The following is an 18,983-nucleotide window of genomic DNA, read 5'->3' as shown; positions in this document are numbered from 1 at the left end:
CATAAATTTATCGTTTTGATTTAACGAGTTTTTCAGTAAGCTCGTAAGCACGAAGTTTCGCTAACTCTCTAGAAAGTTTCGCTACAAGTAGGTCATGATCTACATCAGAAATATGAGCCACAATATTTTCTTCTGCTTGGCGTTTTGCATTCAAAATGCGTTCAGCATCCAACTCTTCTCCACGAATTGCTACATCAGCGAGTACTGTTACAACTGTAGGTTGTATTTCTAAAAAACCACCTGAAACATAAATAACTTCTTCAGTTTCATTTTTAAGCGTAAATTTGATAATGCCAGGCTTAATCGCAGTAAGTAAGGGAGTATGACCAGGTAAAATACCAAGCTCTCCTTCAATACCTGTTGCTCTAAGTTGTGTTACATCACCTTCAAAGATTTTATCTTCGGCACTCACGATAATGAGTTTTAATGTTGCCATTTTAGTTCTCCTTCAATAACTTGAAGCGATTACATATTTTTGGCTTTTTCTAGCACTTCTTCGATCGAACCTACCATATAGAACGCTTGTTCTGGAATATGATCGTATTCACCGTCTAAAATACCTTTGAAACCACGAATAGTATCTTTTAATGATACATATTTACCTGGAGAACCGGTAAATACTTCAGCAACGAAGAATGGCTGTGATAAGAAACGTTCAATTTTACGAGCACGTGCCACTACTAATTTGTCTTCTTCTGATAATTCGTCCATACCAAGAATAGCGATGATATCTTTTAATTCTTTATAACGTTGTAGGATACCTTGTACGCCACGAGCAACATCATAATGTTCTTGACCCACGACTAACGGATCTAATTGGCGAGAAGTCGAATCCAACGGGTCAACTGCTGGATAAATACCTAAAGATGCAATTTGACGACTTAATACAACGGTTGAATCTAAGTGTGCGAATGTTGTTGCTGGCGATGGGTCAGTCAAGTCATCCGCAGGCACATATACCGCTTGAACAGAAGTAATAGAACCTGTTTTGGTTGAAGTAATTCGTTCTTGTAACACACCCATTTCTTCCGCTAATGTTGGTTGATAACCTACCGCAGATGGCATACGACCTAAAAGTGCCGATACTTCGGTACCTGCAAGGGTATAACGATAGATATTATCAACAAAGAATAATACATCACGGCCTTCATCACGGAATTTTTCAGCCATAGTTAAACCAGTTAATGCAACGCGAAGACGGTTACCTGGTGGCTCATTCATTTGACCATAAACCAAGGATACTTTATCTAATACGTTAGATTCGGTCATTTCATGATAAAAGTCATTACCTTCACGAGTACGTTCACCAACTCCCGCAAATACAGAATAACCAGAGTGCTCAATCGCAATATTACGGATTAACTCCATCATATTTACGGTTTTACCCACACCCGCACCACCGAATAGACCAACTTTACCGCCTTTTGCGAATGGACAAATTAAGTCGATAACTTTAATCCCTGTTTCTAATAATTCTGTACTGTTAGATTGTTCTTCATAGCTTGGCGCTGCACGATGGATAGACCAACTTTCTTCTGCACCAATTTCACCCCGTTCATCAATAGGTTCACCCAATACGTTCATAATACGACCAAGGGTTTTTGTACCTACAGGCACTTGAATTGGGTTACCCGTGTTGTCCACTTTTAAGCCACGTTTTAAACCATCAGATGTACCTAATGCGATACAACGAACTACGCCGCCACCTAATTGTTGTTGAACTTCAAGGGTTAAACCTGATTCAACTTTTAATGCATCATAAACTTTTGGTACTGCATCTTGTGGGAATTCAACGTCAATCACCGCACCGATGATTTGAACAATTTTACCTGTTGCCATTACCGTTCCTCTTTTCGTTAAATTGCAGCCGCACCGGCGACAATTTCATTTAATTCATTTGTAATACTCGCTTGACGAGCTTTGTTATAAACTAACTGCAAGTCATTAATTAAGTTACCCGCATTATCTGTTGCCGCTTTCATTGCAACCATACGAGCAGCTTGCTCGGAAGCAAGGTTATCCACCACAGATTGATACACTTGTGATTCTAAATAACGAGTTAATAAGCTATTTAATAACGCTTTAGGATCTGGCTCATAAAGATAATCCCAAGTGTGTTGTCTTTGCTCTAAATTATCCGTTTCTAATTCTGGTAATGGTACTAATTGTTGATAAATAGGGGATTGAGACATCGTATTGATAAACTTGTTATAAGCAATATAAATCGCATCAATTTCACCTTTACGATAGGCCTCAAACATCCCATTTGCAACACCAAGCAATGCTTCCATTGCCGGATTATCACCGAGACCTGAGAGCTGTTCATTAACAGGCAATCCTAGTGAACGAAAGAAATTAATGCCTTTTGAACCAATTAATCCTAATTGAACATTAACACCTTTCGTTTTCCATTGTTTGATTTCTGTTACCACCGTTTTAAATAAATTTATATTTAAACCGCCACACATTCCTCTATCTGTAGAAACGACTAAAATGCCGACATTCTTCACATCTCTTTCTGCTAGAAATGGATGTTTGTAACCAACATTCGCTTTAGAGACATGGCTGATAACATTTCGTATTGTTTCAGAATACGGACGAGACGCTGCCATACGATCTTGCGTTTTACGCATTTTCGAAGTCGCCACCATTTCCATTGCCTTAGTAATTTTTTGTGTACTTTGTACGCTGGCAATTTTGGTTTTTATCTCTTTTGCACCTGCCATTTTATTTCTCCGTTACTTTTACCATGCGCTATTGGCTTTAAAATTATCCAAAATTGTTTTCAATGTGTTTTTAATCTCATCATTGTAATTACCAGTTTTGGTTAATTCAGCCATAAAATCGCCATGAGTACGGTATGCATAATCTAAAAGTGCGGTCTCAAAACTTGCAATTTTTTGCAATTCCACATCTTCTAAATAACCAAACTCAACAGCAAAAAGTACAATGGCTTGTTCAGCCACACTGAGGGGTGCATATTGTCTTTGTTTTAACAATTCAGTAACTTTTTCACCGTGCGTTAATTGTTTACGTGTCGCATCATCCAAATCAGATGCAAACTGAGCAAACGCAGCTAATTCACGATATTGAGCTAATGCAGTACGGATACCACCAGCTAATTTTTTCACTACTTTAGTTTGTGCAGAACCACCCACACGAGATACCGAAATACCAGGGTTTACCGCTGGACGAATACCAGAGTTAAACAAGTTAGATTCTAAGAAAATCTGACCATCGGTAATCGAAATTACGTTGGTTGGAACGAATGCAGAAACGTCACCCGCTTGAGTTTCAATAATAGGAAGAGCGGTTAAAGAACCAGTTTTTCCTTTTACTGCACCTTGAGTAAATTTTTCTACGTATTCTTCATTTACACGTGCTGCACGTTCAAGTAAACGTGAGTGTAGATAGAATACGTCACCTGGATAGGCTTCACGACCTGGTGGACGACGTAATAATAATGAAATTTGACGATAAGCAACGGCTTGTTTTGATAAATCATCGTAAACAATTAACGCATCTTCACCGCGATCACGGAAATATTCACCCATTGCACAACCAGCATAAGGTGCTAAATATTGTAAAGCCGCTGATTCAGATGCAGATGCCGCAACAACGATAGTATTTTCAAGTGCACCGTGCTCTTCTAATTTACGCACTACGTTTGCAATAGTCGACGCTTTTTGACCGATCGCGACATAGATACATTTAATACCTGAATCACGTTGGTTAATGATAGCGTCGATTGCTAATGCTGTTTTACCCGTTTGACGGTCACCGATGATTAACTCACGTTGACCACGACCGATTGGCACCATGGAGTCAACCGCTTTATAACCGGTTTGTACAGGCTGATCAACAGATTTACGATCGATAACACCTGGTGCAATCACTTCAACAGGAGAGAAACCATCGTTTTCAATTTCGCCTTTGCCATCAATTGGTTGACCAAGTGTGTTTACCACACGACCTAATAAACCACGACCAACTGGTACTTCAAGGATACGGCCAGTACATTGTACTTCCATACCTTCCGCTAAATCTGCGTAAGGACCCATTACTACCGCACCAACAGAATCACGTTCAAGGTTAAGTGCCATTGCGTAACGGTTACCTGGTAAGGCGATCATTTCGCCTTGCATCACATCGCTTAAACCGTGAACACGAATAATCCCATCACTTACAGAAACAATTGTCCCTGTATTACGGGCTTCGCTCACCACGTCGAATTGAGCGATGCGTTTTTTAATCAATTCACTAATTTCTGTTGAATTTAGTTGCATCTTGTATTCCTCTTATAATTGCAACTCGTTTGCGAGACGAGTAAGTTGCCCACGGCTACTTCCGTCAATCACAAAATCTTCTGTACGAATCACTACACCAGCAATCAGTGAGCTATCTACATTGCAATTTAATTTCACTTTGCGAGCTAATCTTTTTTCCATTGCAGCTGCAATTTTTTCGATTTGTGTTGCATTCAATGGTTGTGCAGACGTTACTTCAACTTCTGCAATAGCTTGATGTTCTTCCACATAATGTTTAAATTCTTCAAACACGGTAGGAATCGCACTCAAACGCTTATTTTCAGCCATTAACCGAATAAGATTTTGCCCATATTGATCCAATTGTTCGCCACAAATAGAAATTACTGTATTAGCTAATTTCTGTGCAGAAAGAGAACTACTTAAGTAAGCTTTTACCGTCTCATCTTCAGCTACGGCGGCAGCGAAACCTAACATTTCAGTCCATTTTTCGACCGCACTTTGTTCAATGGCAAAGTCAAATGCAGCTTTTGCATAAGGGCGAGCTATTGTAGTTAATTCTGACATAAGCTAAGCCTCTTATAACTCTGCAACTAATTTATCAATAATGTCATTGTTTGCCGCTTCATCAATAGAACGACCCACAATTTTCTCAGCACCAGCCACTGCTAATGAAGCTACTTTAACACGTAATTCTTCTTGAACACGTTTACGTTCAGCTTCTACTTCAGCATAACCTTGTGCAATAATTTTTGCTTTCAGTTCTTCGGCTTCAGCCTTCACTTCGTCTAACACTTCATTACGACGTTTATTCGCTGCATCTAAAATTTCTTGAGCTTGTACTTTTGCAGCTGAAAGTTCTTGTTCAACAAGATTTTTCGTATCTGCTTGCTCTTTTTTAGCTGCTTCAGCTGACGCTAAAGCGTTCGCAATTTGACTTTGACGAGTTTCAATCGCATTAATAATTGGTGGCCAAACAAATTTCACACAAAACCATACAAAAATAATAAAGGCGATGGTTTGACCAATTAATGTTGCATTAATATTCACAACATACCTCCTTCGTTAATTAGGAAATTTGTTGTTTATTAACCTAATAATGCAGCAAATGGATTTGCGAATGCGAAATATAAACCGATACCTACCGCGATCATCGCAATCGCATCAAGAAGACCTGCAACAATAAACATCTTAGTAAGTAGTGAATTAGCTAATTCAGGCTGACGAGCGGCAGACTCAAGATATTTACCGCCAAGAAGACCAAAGCCAATCGCAGTACCTAACGCAGCAAAAGCAAGCATAATCGCAGAAGCAATGATTGTTGCACTAATTACAGTTTCCATAAATTTTCTCCGTTGTTGAGAGTTGAGTTGTTAAATAAAAAATAAAAATTAATGTTCCGCTTTATTATATGCAATACTCAGGTAAACCACAGTAAGCATCATAAAGACGAAGGCTTGTAATGCGATGACCAAAATATGGAAAATCGCCCACACCAACTGCAATGGCACACCCAGTGCAGCCACAAATGCATTGGCTGAATACATCACGGCAATCAAAATAAAGATCAGCTCACCAGCATACATATTTCCGAATAAACGAAGTGCTAATGAAACAGGCTTTGAGATCAACGTCACGGATTCAAGAAGAAGATTAACAGGGATAAATGCCCAATGATTGAAAGGATGTAAAGTGTATTCTTTTGCAAGACCTTTAATACCCTTAGATTTAATCGTATAAAAAAGGATCAATACAAATACTGAAATCGACATTGCAAATGTCATATTCATATCCGTAGTCGGCACAGCTCGTACAGGAATATGATGATCACCTGTAATAATAGCAAACAACTGGGGAATATAATCCACAGGTAGCAAATCAATAGTATTCATAATCATCACCCATACGAAAATGGTTAAAGCCAACGGCGCTATCACATCTCGTTTGCCGTGATAATTTTCTTTTACCACACCATCAATCCATTCTACAGCCATTTCAACAGCACATTGTAGTTTACTCGGTACACCTGCTGTTGCTTTTTTAGCCACTTTACGAAAAATAGCTAAGAAAAGGAAACCACACAACACAGAGAAGAAAAACGTATCAAGATTAAACGTCCAAAAACCTTCACCTGCTGTAAGATAAGTTAAATGGTGTTGGATATATTCAATTGAAGTTTGTCCAGACATAATCGATCCTTTGTAGAAAAAATTAAGATCTATTTAACAAAAACGGAATAAAATTATTCAACGCTAATGCTGTAAAAAAACCAACAAAAAACAAAATAAAATGTGAGATAACAAGCCATTTAAAGGACACCCCCACAAGCACAATCATTAACATAAACTTTAACGCTTCACCACGATAAAATGCCGTTAATTTTGTTGAAAAATCTTGTTTACGAAAAAAAACAATATAAGCAAAAGCACAAAATGGTACAAAAGCACTAATAAATCCTAAACTAAAATCTACCGCACTTTCACCTTGCCAAAGCGCAACTAACAAACCAAAAACAACAAGACAGACTGATTCAATGATTATCGCCTTTTGATATCGATTTTTGGCCTGCGTTAAAACCTTAGACATTATCTTATTTTTTTAAAATACAAAAACTACCTAATTATACCCGTGCTACAAAGAGTTTCAACTTTTAAACCACTAAAAAATGTTAAACAAATCACACTTTTAAAAAATAATTAACAAAATAGCCGTAAAAAAAGTGTGTTTTATCGTAAAACGATTAAATGTCGCTCACCTATAAGCTCTGGTACATGCAAAGTTATCACGTCTTTTACTTCGAATTTTTTGTCTAATTCTTGAACTTCATCTTCGTGATAAATGCCTTTCAAAGCATAAAAATACCCATTTTCTTTTGGCAAATGATGACACCAATCTGTCATATCTTTTAACGAAGCAAATGCACGACTTAATACTCCGTCAAATTTTTGTTCAGGTTGGTATTCCTCAACACGGCTAAGAACAGGTTCTACATTTGTTAGTCCTAACTCACGTACTGCATTTCGAATGAAGCTAATACGCTTACCTAAACTATCTAACAAGACAAATTGCTTGGTAGGATTAATAATGGCCAAAGGCAGTCCTGGCAAGCCTGGACCTGTTCCTACATCTATAAAACGATCCCCTTGTAAATAAGGACTAACAACAATACTATCCAAGATATGTTTTACTAACATCTCTTGCGGATCACGTACAGAGGTTAAATTATAAGCCTTGTTCCATTTATTGAGTAATTGTACCAACTGAATCAGCTGATCTTTTTGTAGATCGGTTGATTGAATTTCTGCTTGAGCCAGTAAATTTTCGAGTTTTGCTTTCATTTTTCTATCTATCTTGTCTGTTTGTCGCCATTCTACTTGAAAGTGCGGTTAAAATCCTTAGTGTTTTTATTTCAGTAAAAATTTAGCCTACTAATTACATCTTTTTAATTTGTAATATAAAAAAGTGCGATGAAAATTCACCGCACTTTTGCTTTCAATACCTGAGAAGTTTACTCCCCACGTTTTAGCATGCCTTGTTTTTTCAAATTCACCAGAATAATTGAAATTGCTGCAGGAGTAATGCCTGAAATTCGGCTCGCTTGGCCAATGGAAACCGGACGATGCTGTTCTAACTTCGCACGTACTTCATTAGATAAACCAGACACTTTGCTGTAATCAAAGTTAGCCGGGATAGCCGTATTTTCGTGGCGTTTTTGTTTTTCAATTTCTTCTTGTTGATGCTCAATATAGCCTTGATACTTAATAGCAATTTCCACTTGTTCTACAGCTTCTCTATCTTCCATTGCTGGTTTGTATGGCGTTAAAGAAGTCAAAATATCGTAGGTCATTTCTGGACGACGCAATAAATCTTCACCGCTGGCTTCACGCACAAGTGGGCTACCAAGCACTTTATTCGCTTCTTCTAAATATTCAGAACGCGGATGCAACCAAATGCTGCGTAAGCGTTGGCGTTCCTGTTCAATATTTTCCATTTTTTGATTAAAGCGCGCCCAACGAGCCTCATCAATCAAACCTAATTCATGGGCAATTGGCGTTAAACGAATATCCGCATTATCTTCACGTAATAACAAACGGTATTCTGCACGAGAAGTAAATACGCGATATGGTTCTTTGGTACCAAGTGTGCAAAGGTCATCCACCAATACGCCTGTATAAGATTGATCGCGACGTGGATACCATGCCTCTTTTTCTTGTACGTAAAGACCTGCATTAATCCCGGCCAATAAGCCTTGTGCCGCCGCCTCTTCATAACCTGTTGTACCGTTAATTTGACCCGCAAAAAATAAACCAGAAATAGCTTTAGTTTCTAATGTTGGTTTTAAATCTCGTGGATCAAAATAATCATATTCAATGGCATAACCTGGTTTAATGATGCGCGCTTTTTCCAAACCTTTCATAGAATTCACAATGCCCATTTGCACATCAAACGGCAAACTGGTAGAGATCCCGTTTGGATACACTTCGTTACTGGTTAAGCCTTCTGGTTCCAAATAAATTTGATGTGAATTACGATCTGCAAAACGCATCACTTTATCTTCAATAGATGGGCAATAACGTGGACCGATCCCTTCAATCACACCGGTATACATTGGACTACGATCCAAGTTATTACGGATCACTTCATGGGTTTGTTCATTAGTGTGGGTGATATAACAAGGAATTTGTTGAGGATGATCATCCACCGATCCCATAAAAGAGAATACCGGTAATACGGCATCACCATGCTGTTTAGCTAAAATATCGAAATTGATCGTGCGTGCATCAATACGCGGCGGTGTACCGGTTTTTAAACGATCTACACGTAAATTCAGATCACGTAAACGATGAGAAAGTGTAACAGATGCTGGATCACCAGCTCGGCCACCTTCATAATGTTCTAAACCGATATGGATCTTACCCGCTAAGAAAGTACCGGCAGTTAAAATAACTGATTTAGCACGGAATTTAAGCCCCATTTTGGTTTCTACACCACAAACGCGATCTTGCTCAATTAAAATATCGGTCACTTCTTGCTGGAAAATATCTAAATTTGGTTGATTCTCTAGTGCGATGCGTACCGCTTGACGATATAACACCCGGTCAGCTTGAGCACGAGTTGCACGTACAGCAGGCCCTTTACTGCTGTTTAAAGTACGAAATTGAATACCGGCTTTATCCGCTGCATGAGCCATAAGGCCACCCATCGCATCAATTTCTTTCACTAAATGGCCTTTACCAATGCCACCAATGGCTGGATTACATGACATTTGTCCTAGGGTATCGACATTATGTGTCAATAACAGAGTTTTTAATCCCATACGTGCTGGTGCTAATGCCGCTTCTGTACCAGCATGACCGCCACCAACAACGATCACATCATAATTTTCGGTGTAAAACATATCTCTCTCTTTGTCTTTAATTTGATCTTCGATCTAAAAATAGACGCTATTCTACTGAAAATTACGTGTGCTTGAAAGCAAGAATTCAATCTGTGATAAGAGAAGATCTAAAGGTAATAAAGATAAGATCTATTTATATATAAAGATCTTATTATTGTTACTATTATGATCCTTTTACCTTGTGAATAAGATCCTTTTCCTTTTTTAAATGAAGAAGTTAGATCATTTTAGACTTTGTTGAAATGTCATCAGTTTGGAGGCTTTTTCTTGTGGATAACCTTCAATTTTATCCACAGTTAAAACAATCATCATATTTACTCAGTGGAAAAGAACAAGTTTTTGACAGGTTTTATTAAAGTTACCCACAGATAATTTTTTTGGATAATAGATAAAGAAAAAGCGATAACTCAAATTATCGCTTTATTATGACTAAAGTGCATGAATAAATTGTGGTAACCAATCTTCCGCAAATTGTTCTTGATCATCAACATACAAGACATCGATTTTTAAACTCTCGCAGATTTTGACCGCACTTTTTTCACTTAATTGTGTTTCGACTTTATTCACGGCATGACAGAATGTATCGTAATCTGAATTACCTAAGCCTACAACGGCAAAGCGGAGAGAAGAGAAATCTTTATCTGATGCCGCAATTTGTTCAAAAAGTGGTTTTAAATTATCAGGTAATTCACCTGCACCATGTGTTGAAGTGACGATCAACCAAATATTTTCATCAATCACCTCATCAAGTTCTGGTCCGTGGAAAAGTGCGGTAGAAAAATCTTGTGTTTTTAATACATCTTCTAAATGCTCCGCCACATATTCAGCGCTGCCTAATGTACTGCCTGAAATCAAACAAATATGCATATTCTTTCCTAATAAAAAAGGCTTAGATTTTCTAAGCCTTTATAGTCATTATACGTTGTCGAATTTACCCAACAATGAACGAATGTGTTCTTGCCAGTTGCGGTGTTCATTTCTAAGTTGCTCGTTTTCATGTTGCAATGCTTCTACCGCTTGTTGAGATTGATTTTTTTGTTCTTTTAATTCTTCTACTTCAAGTTGAAGTAATTGAATGGTTTCTACTGCTTGTCTAATTTTTTCTTCAAGCTGATCTAAAATTTCTAAAGACATAGTGATTTCCTTTTTTAAAATAAGTCCGAAATGACTTCATTTTACCCACTTAATCTTATTTTTAAAAGCTTCTTATCAAAAATTATTAGGCAAACGTTTGCTTAGTGATAAAATAGCGAGACTTTTTGCATTGGGAGAGAAAAATGAATCGTGCATTAGCTATTGAATTTTCAAGAGTAACCGAAGCAGCTGCATTAGCGGCTTATACTTGGCTTGGACGTGGTAATAAAAATGCGGCAGATGAGGCGGCAGTCAAAGCCATGCGTTATATGCTGAATTTAATCCATATGGACGGTGAAATTGTGATTGGTGAAGGGGAAATTGATGAAGCCCCAATGCTTTATATTGGCGAAAAAGTGGGATCAGGTAATGGTGAACTCGTTTCTATTGCGGTTGATCCGATTGATGGCACACGAATGACAGCAATGGGACAATCAAATGCGATTTCGGTATTGGCGGCTGGTGGTAAACGTACTTTTTTAAAAGCGCCTGATATGTATATGGAAAAATTGGTTGTCGGTCCTGAAGTAAAAGGCATGATTGATTTAAGTTTACCGATTGAGCAAAACCTGCGCCGTGTAGCTTCTCGTTTAGGTAAATCCTTATCGGATTTAACCGTGATGGTACTCGCTAAACCACGTCATGATGAAGTGATTAAGCAAATGCATAATTTAGGTATTCGCGTGATGGCTATTCCAGATGGTGATGTTGCAGCTTCGGTTTTATGTTGCTTACCAGATGCTGAAGTGGATATGGTTTATGGTATTGGCGGTGCACCTGAAGGTGTGGCAGCTGCCGCTGCAATTCGTGCATTAGGTGGGGATATGCAAGCTCGTCTTATTCCACGTAATGAAGTGAAAGGCGATACAGAAGAAAACCGTAAAATTGCCGCAGAAGAAGTTCAACGTTGTGAAGCGTTAGGTGTGAAGGTCAATGAAATCTTAAAATTAGAAGATTTAGTACGTGATGATAATCTTGTTTTTGCTGCAACGGGAATTACGCACGGTGAATTGCTTAAAGGAATTTCTCGCCGTGGAAACTTGGCAACTACAGAAACCTTATTAATTCGTGGTAAATCACGCACCATTCGTAAAATCCAATCCATCCATTATCTTGATAGAAAAGATTCTGAAATCTATGAGATTTTAAGAAATTAGTGAAAATAAAAGAGCGGTCATAAAAAACAATGAATTTTTTGACCGCTCTTTTTTATTTATGACAGCATTTTCTTCAATTGATACAGATAAGCTAAGGCTTGTTTTGGACTTAATTCATCAGGATCAAGTTGCTCAATGGCTTCGCGTAAAGCATCCGGTTCAGCTTCAAAAGCCAATTCACCTTGATGTTGATTTAACGCTCTTAAATGTTGAATTTGTTGATCACCATTTTGTGCCGACAATTTTTCTAATTGATGCAATTTTTGCTTCGCCAGTTTAATGACAGATTGAGGCACACCAGCCAGTGCTGCAACAGCAAGGCCATAGCTTTTACTTGCCGCACCGTCTTGAACCGCGTGCATAAAGGCGATGGTATTGTTGTGTTCTAATGCATCTAAATGAATATTCGCAATACCTTCAATTTTTTCTGGCAGTGCGGTGAGTTCAAAATAATGGGTCGCAAATAACGTAAGCGAATGAGTTTTCTTCGCCAACCATTCGGCACAAGCCCAAGCTAAAGAAAGCCCATCATAAGTAGAAGTGCCTCGTCCAATTTCATCAATCAGAACCAAACTTTGTGAAGTGGCTTGATGAAGAATATTCGCCATTTCGGTCATTTCTACCATAAATGTAGAACGACCGGAGGCTAAATCATCAGAGGCGCCAATTCGAGTGAAAATGCGATCAATTTGCCCGATAACCGCGCTATCAGCCGGCACAAAACTGCCTATATACGCCATTAACGTAATTAAAGCCGTTTGACGCATATAGGTACTTTTACCGCCCATATTTGGGCCAGTAATAATCAGCAAATGACGCTGTTGATTGAGCTTAACAGGGTTGGCAATAAAGGGGTCTTTTAAGACTTGTTCCACCACAGGATGGCGACCATTTTCAATTTTTACACCAATTTCATCGCTAAATTGTGGTGCAACATAATTTAAGGTTTCTGCTCTTTCTGCTAAGTTAACTAACACATCCAATTCAGACAATGCCAAGCTGGCTAATTGTAATTGACCTAAATGTGGCAATAATAAATCAAACAATTCATCATAAAGTTGCTTTTCTAAAGCAAGCGCTGCCCCTTTTGATTTTAAAACCTTATCTTCGTATTCTTTTAATTCAGGAATAATATAGCGCTCGGCATTTTTTAAGGTTTGACGACGAACATAATGAATTGGTGCTTTATGGGCTTGTCCTTGGCTAATTTGAATGTAATAACCATGCACCGCATTAAAGCCAATTTTTAAGGTATCAATACCTGTGTTTTCTCGTTCGCGTTGTTCTAAATTTTCTAAATATTGCGTTGCGCCAGCGGAAAGGGTTCGCCATTCATCTAATTCTGCATTATAGCCTTCAGCAATAACGCCACCATCGCGAATTAATAACGGAGGGGTTTCAATAATTGCTTTTTGAAGTAGCGCTATTTGTGCGGAAAAATCATCAATTTGCGCGGAAAGTGCGGTCAAATTTGACGATGTTTTTGTATAAATCAGCGATTTTATCGGTTCAATTTGTTCTAATGCAGTACGTAAACGTGTGAGATCTCGAGGACGCGCAGAACGTAGTGCTACACGAGCAAGAATCCGTTCCATATCCCCCACTTGTTGCAAATAAGGCTGCAATTCGTGATACAAATCTTGCTCAATAATTTCACCAATGGTTTTTTGGCGTTTTAATAGAATGTCTGTTTGACGGATAGGCTGATGAATCCAACGTTTTAATAAACGGCTACCCATTGGCGTCACACATTTATCTAATACCGAAGCCAGCGTGTTTTCTGTGCCACCCGCAAGATTTTGAGTGAGTTCTAAATTTCGGCGTGTTGCGGCATCTAATTGAATATTATCGTTATTTTGAATAACACTGATGCTTTGAATATGTGGCAGAGAAGCACGTTGTGTTTCTTTCGCATATTGCAATAAACAACCTGCTGCTGCCAAACCAAGAGGTGATTTTTCTACACCAAATGCACGTAAATCTTTCGTACCAAATTGACGATTAAGTTCTGAAATAGCCGTACTGAGTTCAAATTCCCAAATTGGGCGACGGCGTAGACCTTTATAAGGTTCAATAATGGCCATTTCGGCAAAATCTTCACAATAAAGTAATTCTACGGGATTAATACGCTGTAATTCAGCTTGCAAGGCTTCTTTTGAATGAGGTTCACAAAGCTGGAAGCGTCCAGATGTCATGTCTAATGTAGCTAGACCGAATTTTTCTTTTTCCTGATAAACCGCCACAATTAAGTTATCTTGGCGTTCTGGTAAAAGCGCTTCATCACTCACTGTACCTGGTGTCACAATTCGTACAATTTTGCGTTCAACCGGCCCTTTTGATGTAGCGGGATCACCCACTTGCTCACAAATGGCTACAGGTTCACCTAATTGCACTAATTTTGCTAAATAACCTTCTACCGCATGATAAGGCACGCCAGCCATGGGAATTGGATTACCTGCTGATTGTCCACGTTTCGTTAAAGAAATATCTAACAACGCTGCCGCTTTTTTTGCATCATCATAAAAAAGCTCATAAAAATCCCCCATTCGATAAAATAACAAAATATCAGGATTTTCTGCTTTTAACTTGAGATATTGCTGCATCATTGGCGTATGTTGCTCGAAATTATCTTGTAAATTCATGATGTTATCCAGTTTAAGTTTTTAACTTTTTGTCTAGCAAGTATAGGTTTTATGATAGAAGTAATGTGTTACTTTAAGCTGATTCTAATTTTCTACATCTACACTTAGTACTTCATCTTCTGTTTTTAACAGCGTATAGACATCTTTTAGCATTTCATTATCGATGTTGTAGCATCGCACTTGCAAGCGAACCTCGCCACTTGCTTGGTCTTTGACTGAGATATTTTCAATGCGGTAATCATGTTTCAATAATAAATCTGTCACTTTACTGATGCCGTTAGCAGAACTCAGTTGAATAGCTAATCGAGTACGTTTTTTGTATTTTTTGCGGCGAACATAACGTTGTACAATCGGACTAATACGGATAGCGATTAAAATCATCAAAGTAGCAATAATCGCATCAAAAATAAAACCCGCACCTGTTGCCACACCGATAGCCGCAGCCGCCCAAATAATGGCGGAAGTAGTTAAGCCTGAAATAGCATCATTTTTCTTGTGTAAAATTACCCCTGCGCCTAAAAAACCAATACCACTGATTACTTGTGCGGCAAGTCGCATAGGGTCAGTTCGGATATTATCTGAAACTTGTGCGTAATGTTCAGCAGCTTGAATGGAGACAATCGTGAGTACACAAGTCGTTACCGCAATAATAGCACAAGTTTTGACACCAACCGGTTTGTGTTTAAGTTCTCGTTCTAAGCCAATAATCCCGCCAAGTACAAGTGCGAGTAGCATTTTTCCGAGAATAATTAAATAAGCCATTTGTTCAAAAATAGTTGAAAAAAGAGAGAGATTTTCCATATTAATAATCAATATAAGTAAATAAAAATGGTACTTATTCTACCTGAAAAAAAGGCGTTAATGGGTAAATTTACTTTAATTATCGCCTTTCTGCTTGAAATTGAGTAAAATCTAAGGTTTTGAAAAATGACGATAGCTGAGAATAAATTTATGCAAAAATCAACGCCAAATATTGGCTTTGTAAGTTTAGGTTGCCCTAAAAATTTAGTTGATTCAGAACGGATTTTGACCGAATTACGTACTGACGGATATAACATTGTGCCAAGTTATGAAAATGTAGACTTGGTCATTGTGAATACTTGCGGTTTTATTGATAGTGCTGTACAGGAATCCCTAGAAGCTATTGGCGAGGCGTTGGAAGAAAACGGACGTGTGATTGTGACCGGCTGTTTAGGGGCGAAAGAAGATCAAATTCGCCAAGTTCACCCGAAAGTATTGGAAGTAACTGGTCCGCATAGTTATGAAGCAGTAATGGCTCAAGTACACAAGTATGTACCAAAGCCAGAACATAATCCTTACACCAGCCTTGTTCCAAAACAAGGAGTGAAATTAACACCAAAACACTATGCATATTTGAAAATCTCAGAAGGTTGTGATCATCGTTGTACATTCTGCATAATTCCTTCATTGCGTGGGGATTTAGAAAGCCGTTCTATCACGCAAGTATTGGATGAAGCAAAACGTCTTGCTGATGCAGGCGTGAAAGAGTTATTGGTCGTATCACAAGATACCTCTGCTTATGCAATGGATACACAACGCAAAGAAGGTGGCGTAAAAACGGCTTTCTGGAATGGTATGCCAATTAAAAATGACTTAATGACCTTGTGTAAACAACTTGGTAAATTAGGCATTTGGGTACGTTTACACTACGTTTATCCTTATCCGCACGTGGATGATTTAATTCCATTAATGGCGGAAGGTTTATTGTTGCCTTATTTGGATATTCCATTGCAACACGCAAGTCCAAAAATTTTAAAAGCGATGAAAAGACCAGGAAAAATTGACCGCACTTTAGAGCGTATCAAGCAATGGCGTGAGATTTGTCCGGATTTAACCTTGCGTTCAACTTTCATTGTAGGCTTCCCGGGTGAAACAGAAGAAGACTTCCAAATGTTATTGGATTTCTTAAAAGAAGCACAACTTGATCGCGTGGGCTGTTTCAAATTTAGCCCAGTAGAAGGCGCACCGGCTACCGAAATGGCCGACCAAGTGCCTGAAGAGGTAAAAGAAGAACGTTTCCACCGCTTTATGCAGTTACAACAAGAAATTTCCGCTGAACGATTAAAGCAAAAAATTGGCCGAATGCTTGATGTAATCGTGGATGAAATTGATGACGAAGGTATTATTGGCCGTACAAAAGCTGATGCACCAGAAATTGATGGCTTAGTTTATATTGAAAATCTAAGTGGCACACCTGTAAAAGTAGGCGAAGTTATTAAAGTCACTATCACCCATTCAGATGAATATGATCTGTGGGGAACCTGTTAATTATTCATTTTATTTATTTTTTACCAAAGAAATTTAGAAATGACAGAAGCACAAAAACAACCAAGTGTTATCCGTTTTGAACAGGAAGTAGCAGCAAAAAGCTATGAATCAGCTTGCGTTGAATTGCTGGATATTTTAAGCAAAATTGATAGTAATTTTGGTGGCGTTGAAGGTATTGAAATTGATTATCCTAGCCAATTAAATGATGAATTAGTACAAGATAAAATTAAGCATTTATGCATCCGTGTAGCGGTAGCAATGAGTGAGTTATTTTCTGATCCTAAATTAGATATTTCTGAAGGTGGGGCACAACGTTTCTTTACATTACAACGTTGGATTAATATGATTTTTGCTTCATCACCATTTGTGAACGCTGATCATGTGTTACAAGCTTATAACCGCAATCCAGATAAAACCAATTTATTCGATTTCCATTTAGATAATACGAAATCATCATTAATTAAATTCTGTATTTTGTATTTGCCGGAATCGAATATAAACGTCAATCTTGATGCTTTATGGAATTTAGATCCAGAATTATGTGCATCCCTTTGTTTTGCATTGCAATCACCACGTTTTATTGGTACAGAACAATCGTTTTCTAAGCGTGGTACGCTTTTACAATGGTTCCCTGAAAAATTAGCAACGATTGAAAACTTAAATAATATACCAAGTGCAATTTCACATGATGTGTATATGCATTGCAGCTACGATATTGCTGAAAATAAACACTGGGTGAAACAAGCATTAAACCAAGTTATTCGTCGTCATTTATTGCAAGGTGGATGGGTAGATCGCGATGTCACGAAATTAGGTGAACGTGATGGCAAACCAGTCATGGTCATATTATTGGAGCATTTCCATTCATCCCATTCAATTTATCGTACGCATTCCACTTCAATGATTGCTGCGCGTGAGCGTTTTCATTTAATTGGTGTAGGTAATGATGCTGTAGATGCAGCAGGACAAGCGGTGTTTGATGAATTCCATTTATTAAAAGGTGATAATATTTTTGGTAAATTGAATGAATTAAAAGAGATTTGTGAAAAAAATGGTGCTGCGGTTCTTTATATGCCAAGTATTGGAATGGATTTAACCACTATTTTTGCAAGCAATACACGCCTTGCACCAGTTCAAGTAATTGCTTTAGGTCACCCAGCTACGACACATTCTGATTTTATTGAATATGTGATTGTAGAAGATGATTATGTGGGTTCTGAAAAATGTTTCAGTGAGCAATTATTGCGTTTACCGAAAGATGCCTTACCTTATGTGCCTTCAGCACTTGCACCACAACACGTAGAATATCGCTTACGTGAAAACCCTGAAGTGGTGAATATTGGTATTGCCTCTACCACAATGAAGCTTAACCCCTATTTCTTGGCAGCATTAAAGGCTATTCGTGATCGTGCTAATGTGAAAGTGCATTTCCACTTTGCATTAGGTCAATCTAGTGGTGTGACGCATCCTTATGTTGAGCGTTTTATTAAATCTTATTTAGGCAATGATGCGACAGCTCATCCACATGCACCTTATGATCAATATCTTCGTATTTTGCATAACTGCGATATGATGGTAAACCCATTCCCATTCGGTAACACCAACGGCATTATTGATATGGTGACGTTAGGTTTAGTGGGCGTATGTAAAACTGGTGCAGAAGTGCATGAACATATTGATGAAGGGTTATTCAAACGTTTAGGTTTACCGGAATGGTTAATTGCAAATACGGTAGATGAATATGTTGAGCGTGCAATTCGTTTAGCAGAAAATCATCAAGAACGTTTAGAACTTCGCCGTCATATCATTGAAAATAACGGTTTACAAACCTTATTTACAGGTGATCCAAGCCCAATGGGTAAAGTGTTACTTGAAAAATTTGAGGAATGGAAAGCAGCAAATTTAGCTGAAAAGCCAAAGAAAAAAGCGACTAAATCCGCAACGACAAAAGAGAAGGCCACAAAGTCTACGACAGAAAAGAAAAGTGCGGTCAAATCTGAAGGTAAATCTGAGCCGAAAAAAATGGTAAAAAAAAAAGCAGATAAATAATCAATAAATCCCCGAAAGGGGATTTTTTATTGAAAAAAATTAAACAAAG

Annotated in this window: 18 protein-coding genes; 3 read left to right on the top strand and 15 right to left on the bottom strand. The window is 38.1% G+C overall.

Translation table 11 applies throughout. The annotated features are described in order from the left end of the window. Window positions 1-7: 7 nt before the first annotated feature. From ACXVWP_RS07455 to ACXVWP_RS07395, 13 genes are all read right to left on the bottom strand, one after another. Complete coding sequence (locus ACXVWP_RS07455) at window positions 8-436, bottom strand: F0F1 ATP synthase subunit epsilon (protein WP_289902356.1); 429 nt, start codon at window positions 434-436, stop codon at window positions 8-10. A 29-nt stretch (window positions 437-465) separates the two neighbouring features. After that, window positions 466-1,839 (bottom strand): F0F1 ATP synthase subunit beta, encoded by a 1,374-nt coding sequence (gene atpD / locus ACXVWP_RS07450; RefSeq protein WP_049355597.1) that lies wholly within the window; start codon window positions 1,837-1,839, stop codon window positions 466-468. Between the two features lie 17 nt (window positions 1,840-1,856). Further along, window positions 1,857-2,726, bottom strand: coding sequence for a F0F1 ATP synthase subunit gamma (atpG, locus tag ACXVWP_RS07445; RefSeq protein WP_289902357.1), 870 nt, complete (start codon window positions 2,724-2,726; stop codon window positions 1,857-1,859). Between the two features lie 18 nt (window positions 2,727-2,744). Next, complete coding sequence (gene atpA / locus ACXVWP_RS07440; RefSeq protein ID WP_289902358.1) at window positions 2,745-4,286, bottom strand: F0F1 ATP synthase subunit alpha; 1,542 nt, start codon at window positions 4,284-4,286, stop codon at window positions 2,745-2,747. Between the two features lie 12 nt (window positions 4,287-4,298). Further along, window positions 4,299-4,832 (bottom strand): F0F1 ATP synthase subunit delta, encoded by a 534-nt coding sequence (atpH, locus tag ACXVWP_RS07435; RefSeq protein ID WP_049355600.1) that lies wholly within the window; start codon window positions 4,830-4,832, stop codon window positions 4,299-4,301. Window positions 4,833-4,844: 12 nt separating this feature from the next. Further along, window positions 4,845-5,315 (bottom strand): F0F1 ATP synthase subunit B, encoded by a 471-nt coding sequence (gene atpF, locus ACXVWP_RS07430; RefSeq protein ID WP_049355601.1) that lies wholly within the window; start codon window positions 5,313-5,315, stop codon window positions 4,845-4,847. Between the two features lie 38 nt (window positions 5,316-5,353). Continuing rightward, complete coding sequence (gene atpE, locus ACXVWP_RS07425) at window positions 5,354-5,608, bottom strand: F0F1 ATP synthase subunit C (protein ID WP_005632219.1); 255 nt, start codon at window positions 5,606-5,608, stop codon at window positions 5,354-5,356. 48 nt (window positions 5,609-5,656) lie between these two features. Then, window positions 5,657-6,454: a F0F1 ATP synthase subunit A gene (atpB, locus tag ACXVWP_RS07420; RefSeq protein ID WP_049355602.1), complete on the bottom strand. Its 798-nt coding sequence runs from the start codon at window positions 6,452-6,454 to the stop codon at window positions 5,657-5,659. Window positions 6,455-6,476: 22 nt separating this feature from the next. Beyond that, window positions 6,477-6,851: an ATP synthase subunit I gene (locus tag ACXVWP_RS07415; protein WP_049355603.1), complete on the bottom strand. Its 375-nt coding sequence runs from the start codon at window positions 6,849-6,851 to the stop codon at window positions 6,477-6,479. Window positions 6,852-6,991: 140 nt separating this feature from the next. Next, the gene (rsmG, locus tag ACXVWP_RS07410; protein ID WP_297568727.1) at window positions 6,992-7,603 is read right to left on the bottom strand and encodes a 16S rRNA (guanine(527)-N(7))-methyltransferase RsmG; all 612 of its coding nucleotides are present in this window, start codon (window positions 7,601-7,603) and stop codon (window positions 6,992-6,994) included. Between the two features lie 170 nt (window positions 7,604-7,773). After that, on the bottom strand, window positions 7,774-9,663 hold the full coding sequence (gene mnmG / locus ACXVWP_RS07405) for a tRNA uridine-5-carboxymethylaminomethyl(34) synthesis enzyme MnmG (protein WP_297568724.1): 1,890 nt from the start codon (window positions 9,661-9,663) through the stop codon (window positions 7,774-7,776). Window positions 9,664-10,092: 429 nt separating this feature from the next. Further along, entirely contained in the window at window positions 10,093-10,530 is a 438-nt protein-coding gene (mioC, locus tag ACXVWP_RS07400; RefSeq protein ID WP_049355606.1) for an FMN-binding protein MioC, read from the bottom strand. A gap of 48 nt (window positions 10,531-10,578) precedes the next feature. Next, entirely contained in the window at window positions 10,579-10,797 is a 219-nt protein-coding gene (locus ACXVWP_RS07395) for a cell division protein ZapB (protein ID WP_014064476.1), read from the bottom strand. Between the two features lie 143 nt (window positions 10,798-10,940). On the opposite strand from ACXVWP_RS07395, the gene glpX reads away from it, so the two are divergent. Beyond that, window positions 10,941-11,954 (top strand): class II fructose-bisphosphatase, encoded by a 1,014-nt coding sequence (gene glpX, locus ACXVWP_RS07390; protein ID WP_014064477.1) that lies wholly within the window; start codon window positions 10,941-10,943, stop codon window positions 11,952-11,954. Window positions 11,955-12,010: 56 nt separating this feature from the next. Here glpX and mutS read toward each other — a convergent pair whose 3' ends face one another. Next, on the bottom strand, window positions 12,011-14,596 hold the full coding sequence (mutS, locus tag ACXVWP_RS07385) for a DNA mismatch repair protein MutS (protein ID WP_297568719.1): 2,586 nt from the start codon (window positions 14,594-14,596) through the stop codon (window positions 12,011-12,013). 84 nt (window positions 14,597-14,680) lie between these two features. Further along, window positions 14,681-15,397 carry an MgtC/SapB family protein gene (locus tag ACXVWP_RS07380; protein ID WP_126470028.1) on the bottom strand — a complete coding sequence of 239 codons (717 nt, stop codon included), beginning with the start codon at window positions 15,395-15,397 and terminating at the stop codon, window positions 14,681-14,683. A 150-nt stretch (window positions 15,398-15,547) separates the two neighbouring features. On the opposite strand from ACXVWP_RS07380, the gene rimO reads away from it, so the two are divergent. Then, window positions 15,548-16,885, top strand: coding sequence for a 30S ribosomal protein S12 methylthiotransferase RimO (gene rimO, locus ACXVWP_RS07375; RefSeq protein ID WP_297568714.1), 1,338 nt, complete (start codon window positions 15,548-15,550; stop codon window positions 16,883-16,885). Between the two features lie 39 nt (window positions 16,886-16,924). After that, on the top strand, window positions 16,925-18,934 hold the full coding sequence (locus ACXVWP_RS07370) for a UDP-glucose:protein N-beta-glucosyltransferase (RefSeq protein WP_297568711.1): 2,010 nt from the start codon (window positions 16,925-16,927) through the stop codon (window positions 18,932-18,934). The last annotated feature ends 49 nt before the right edge of the window (window positions 18,935-18,983 follow it).

It is taken from the genome of Haemophilus sp. SZY H56, from assembly GCF_054332415.1.
This window is presented reverse-complemented; position numbering and strand designations above follow the sequence as displayed.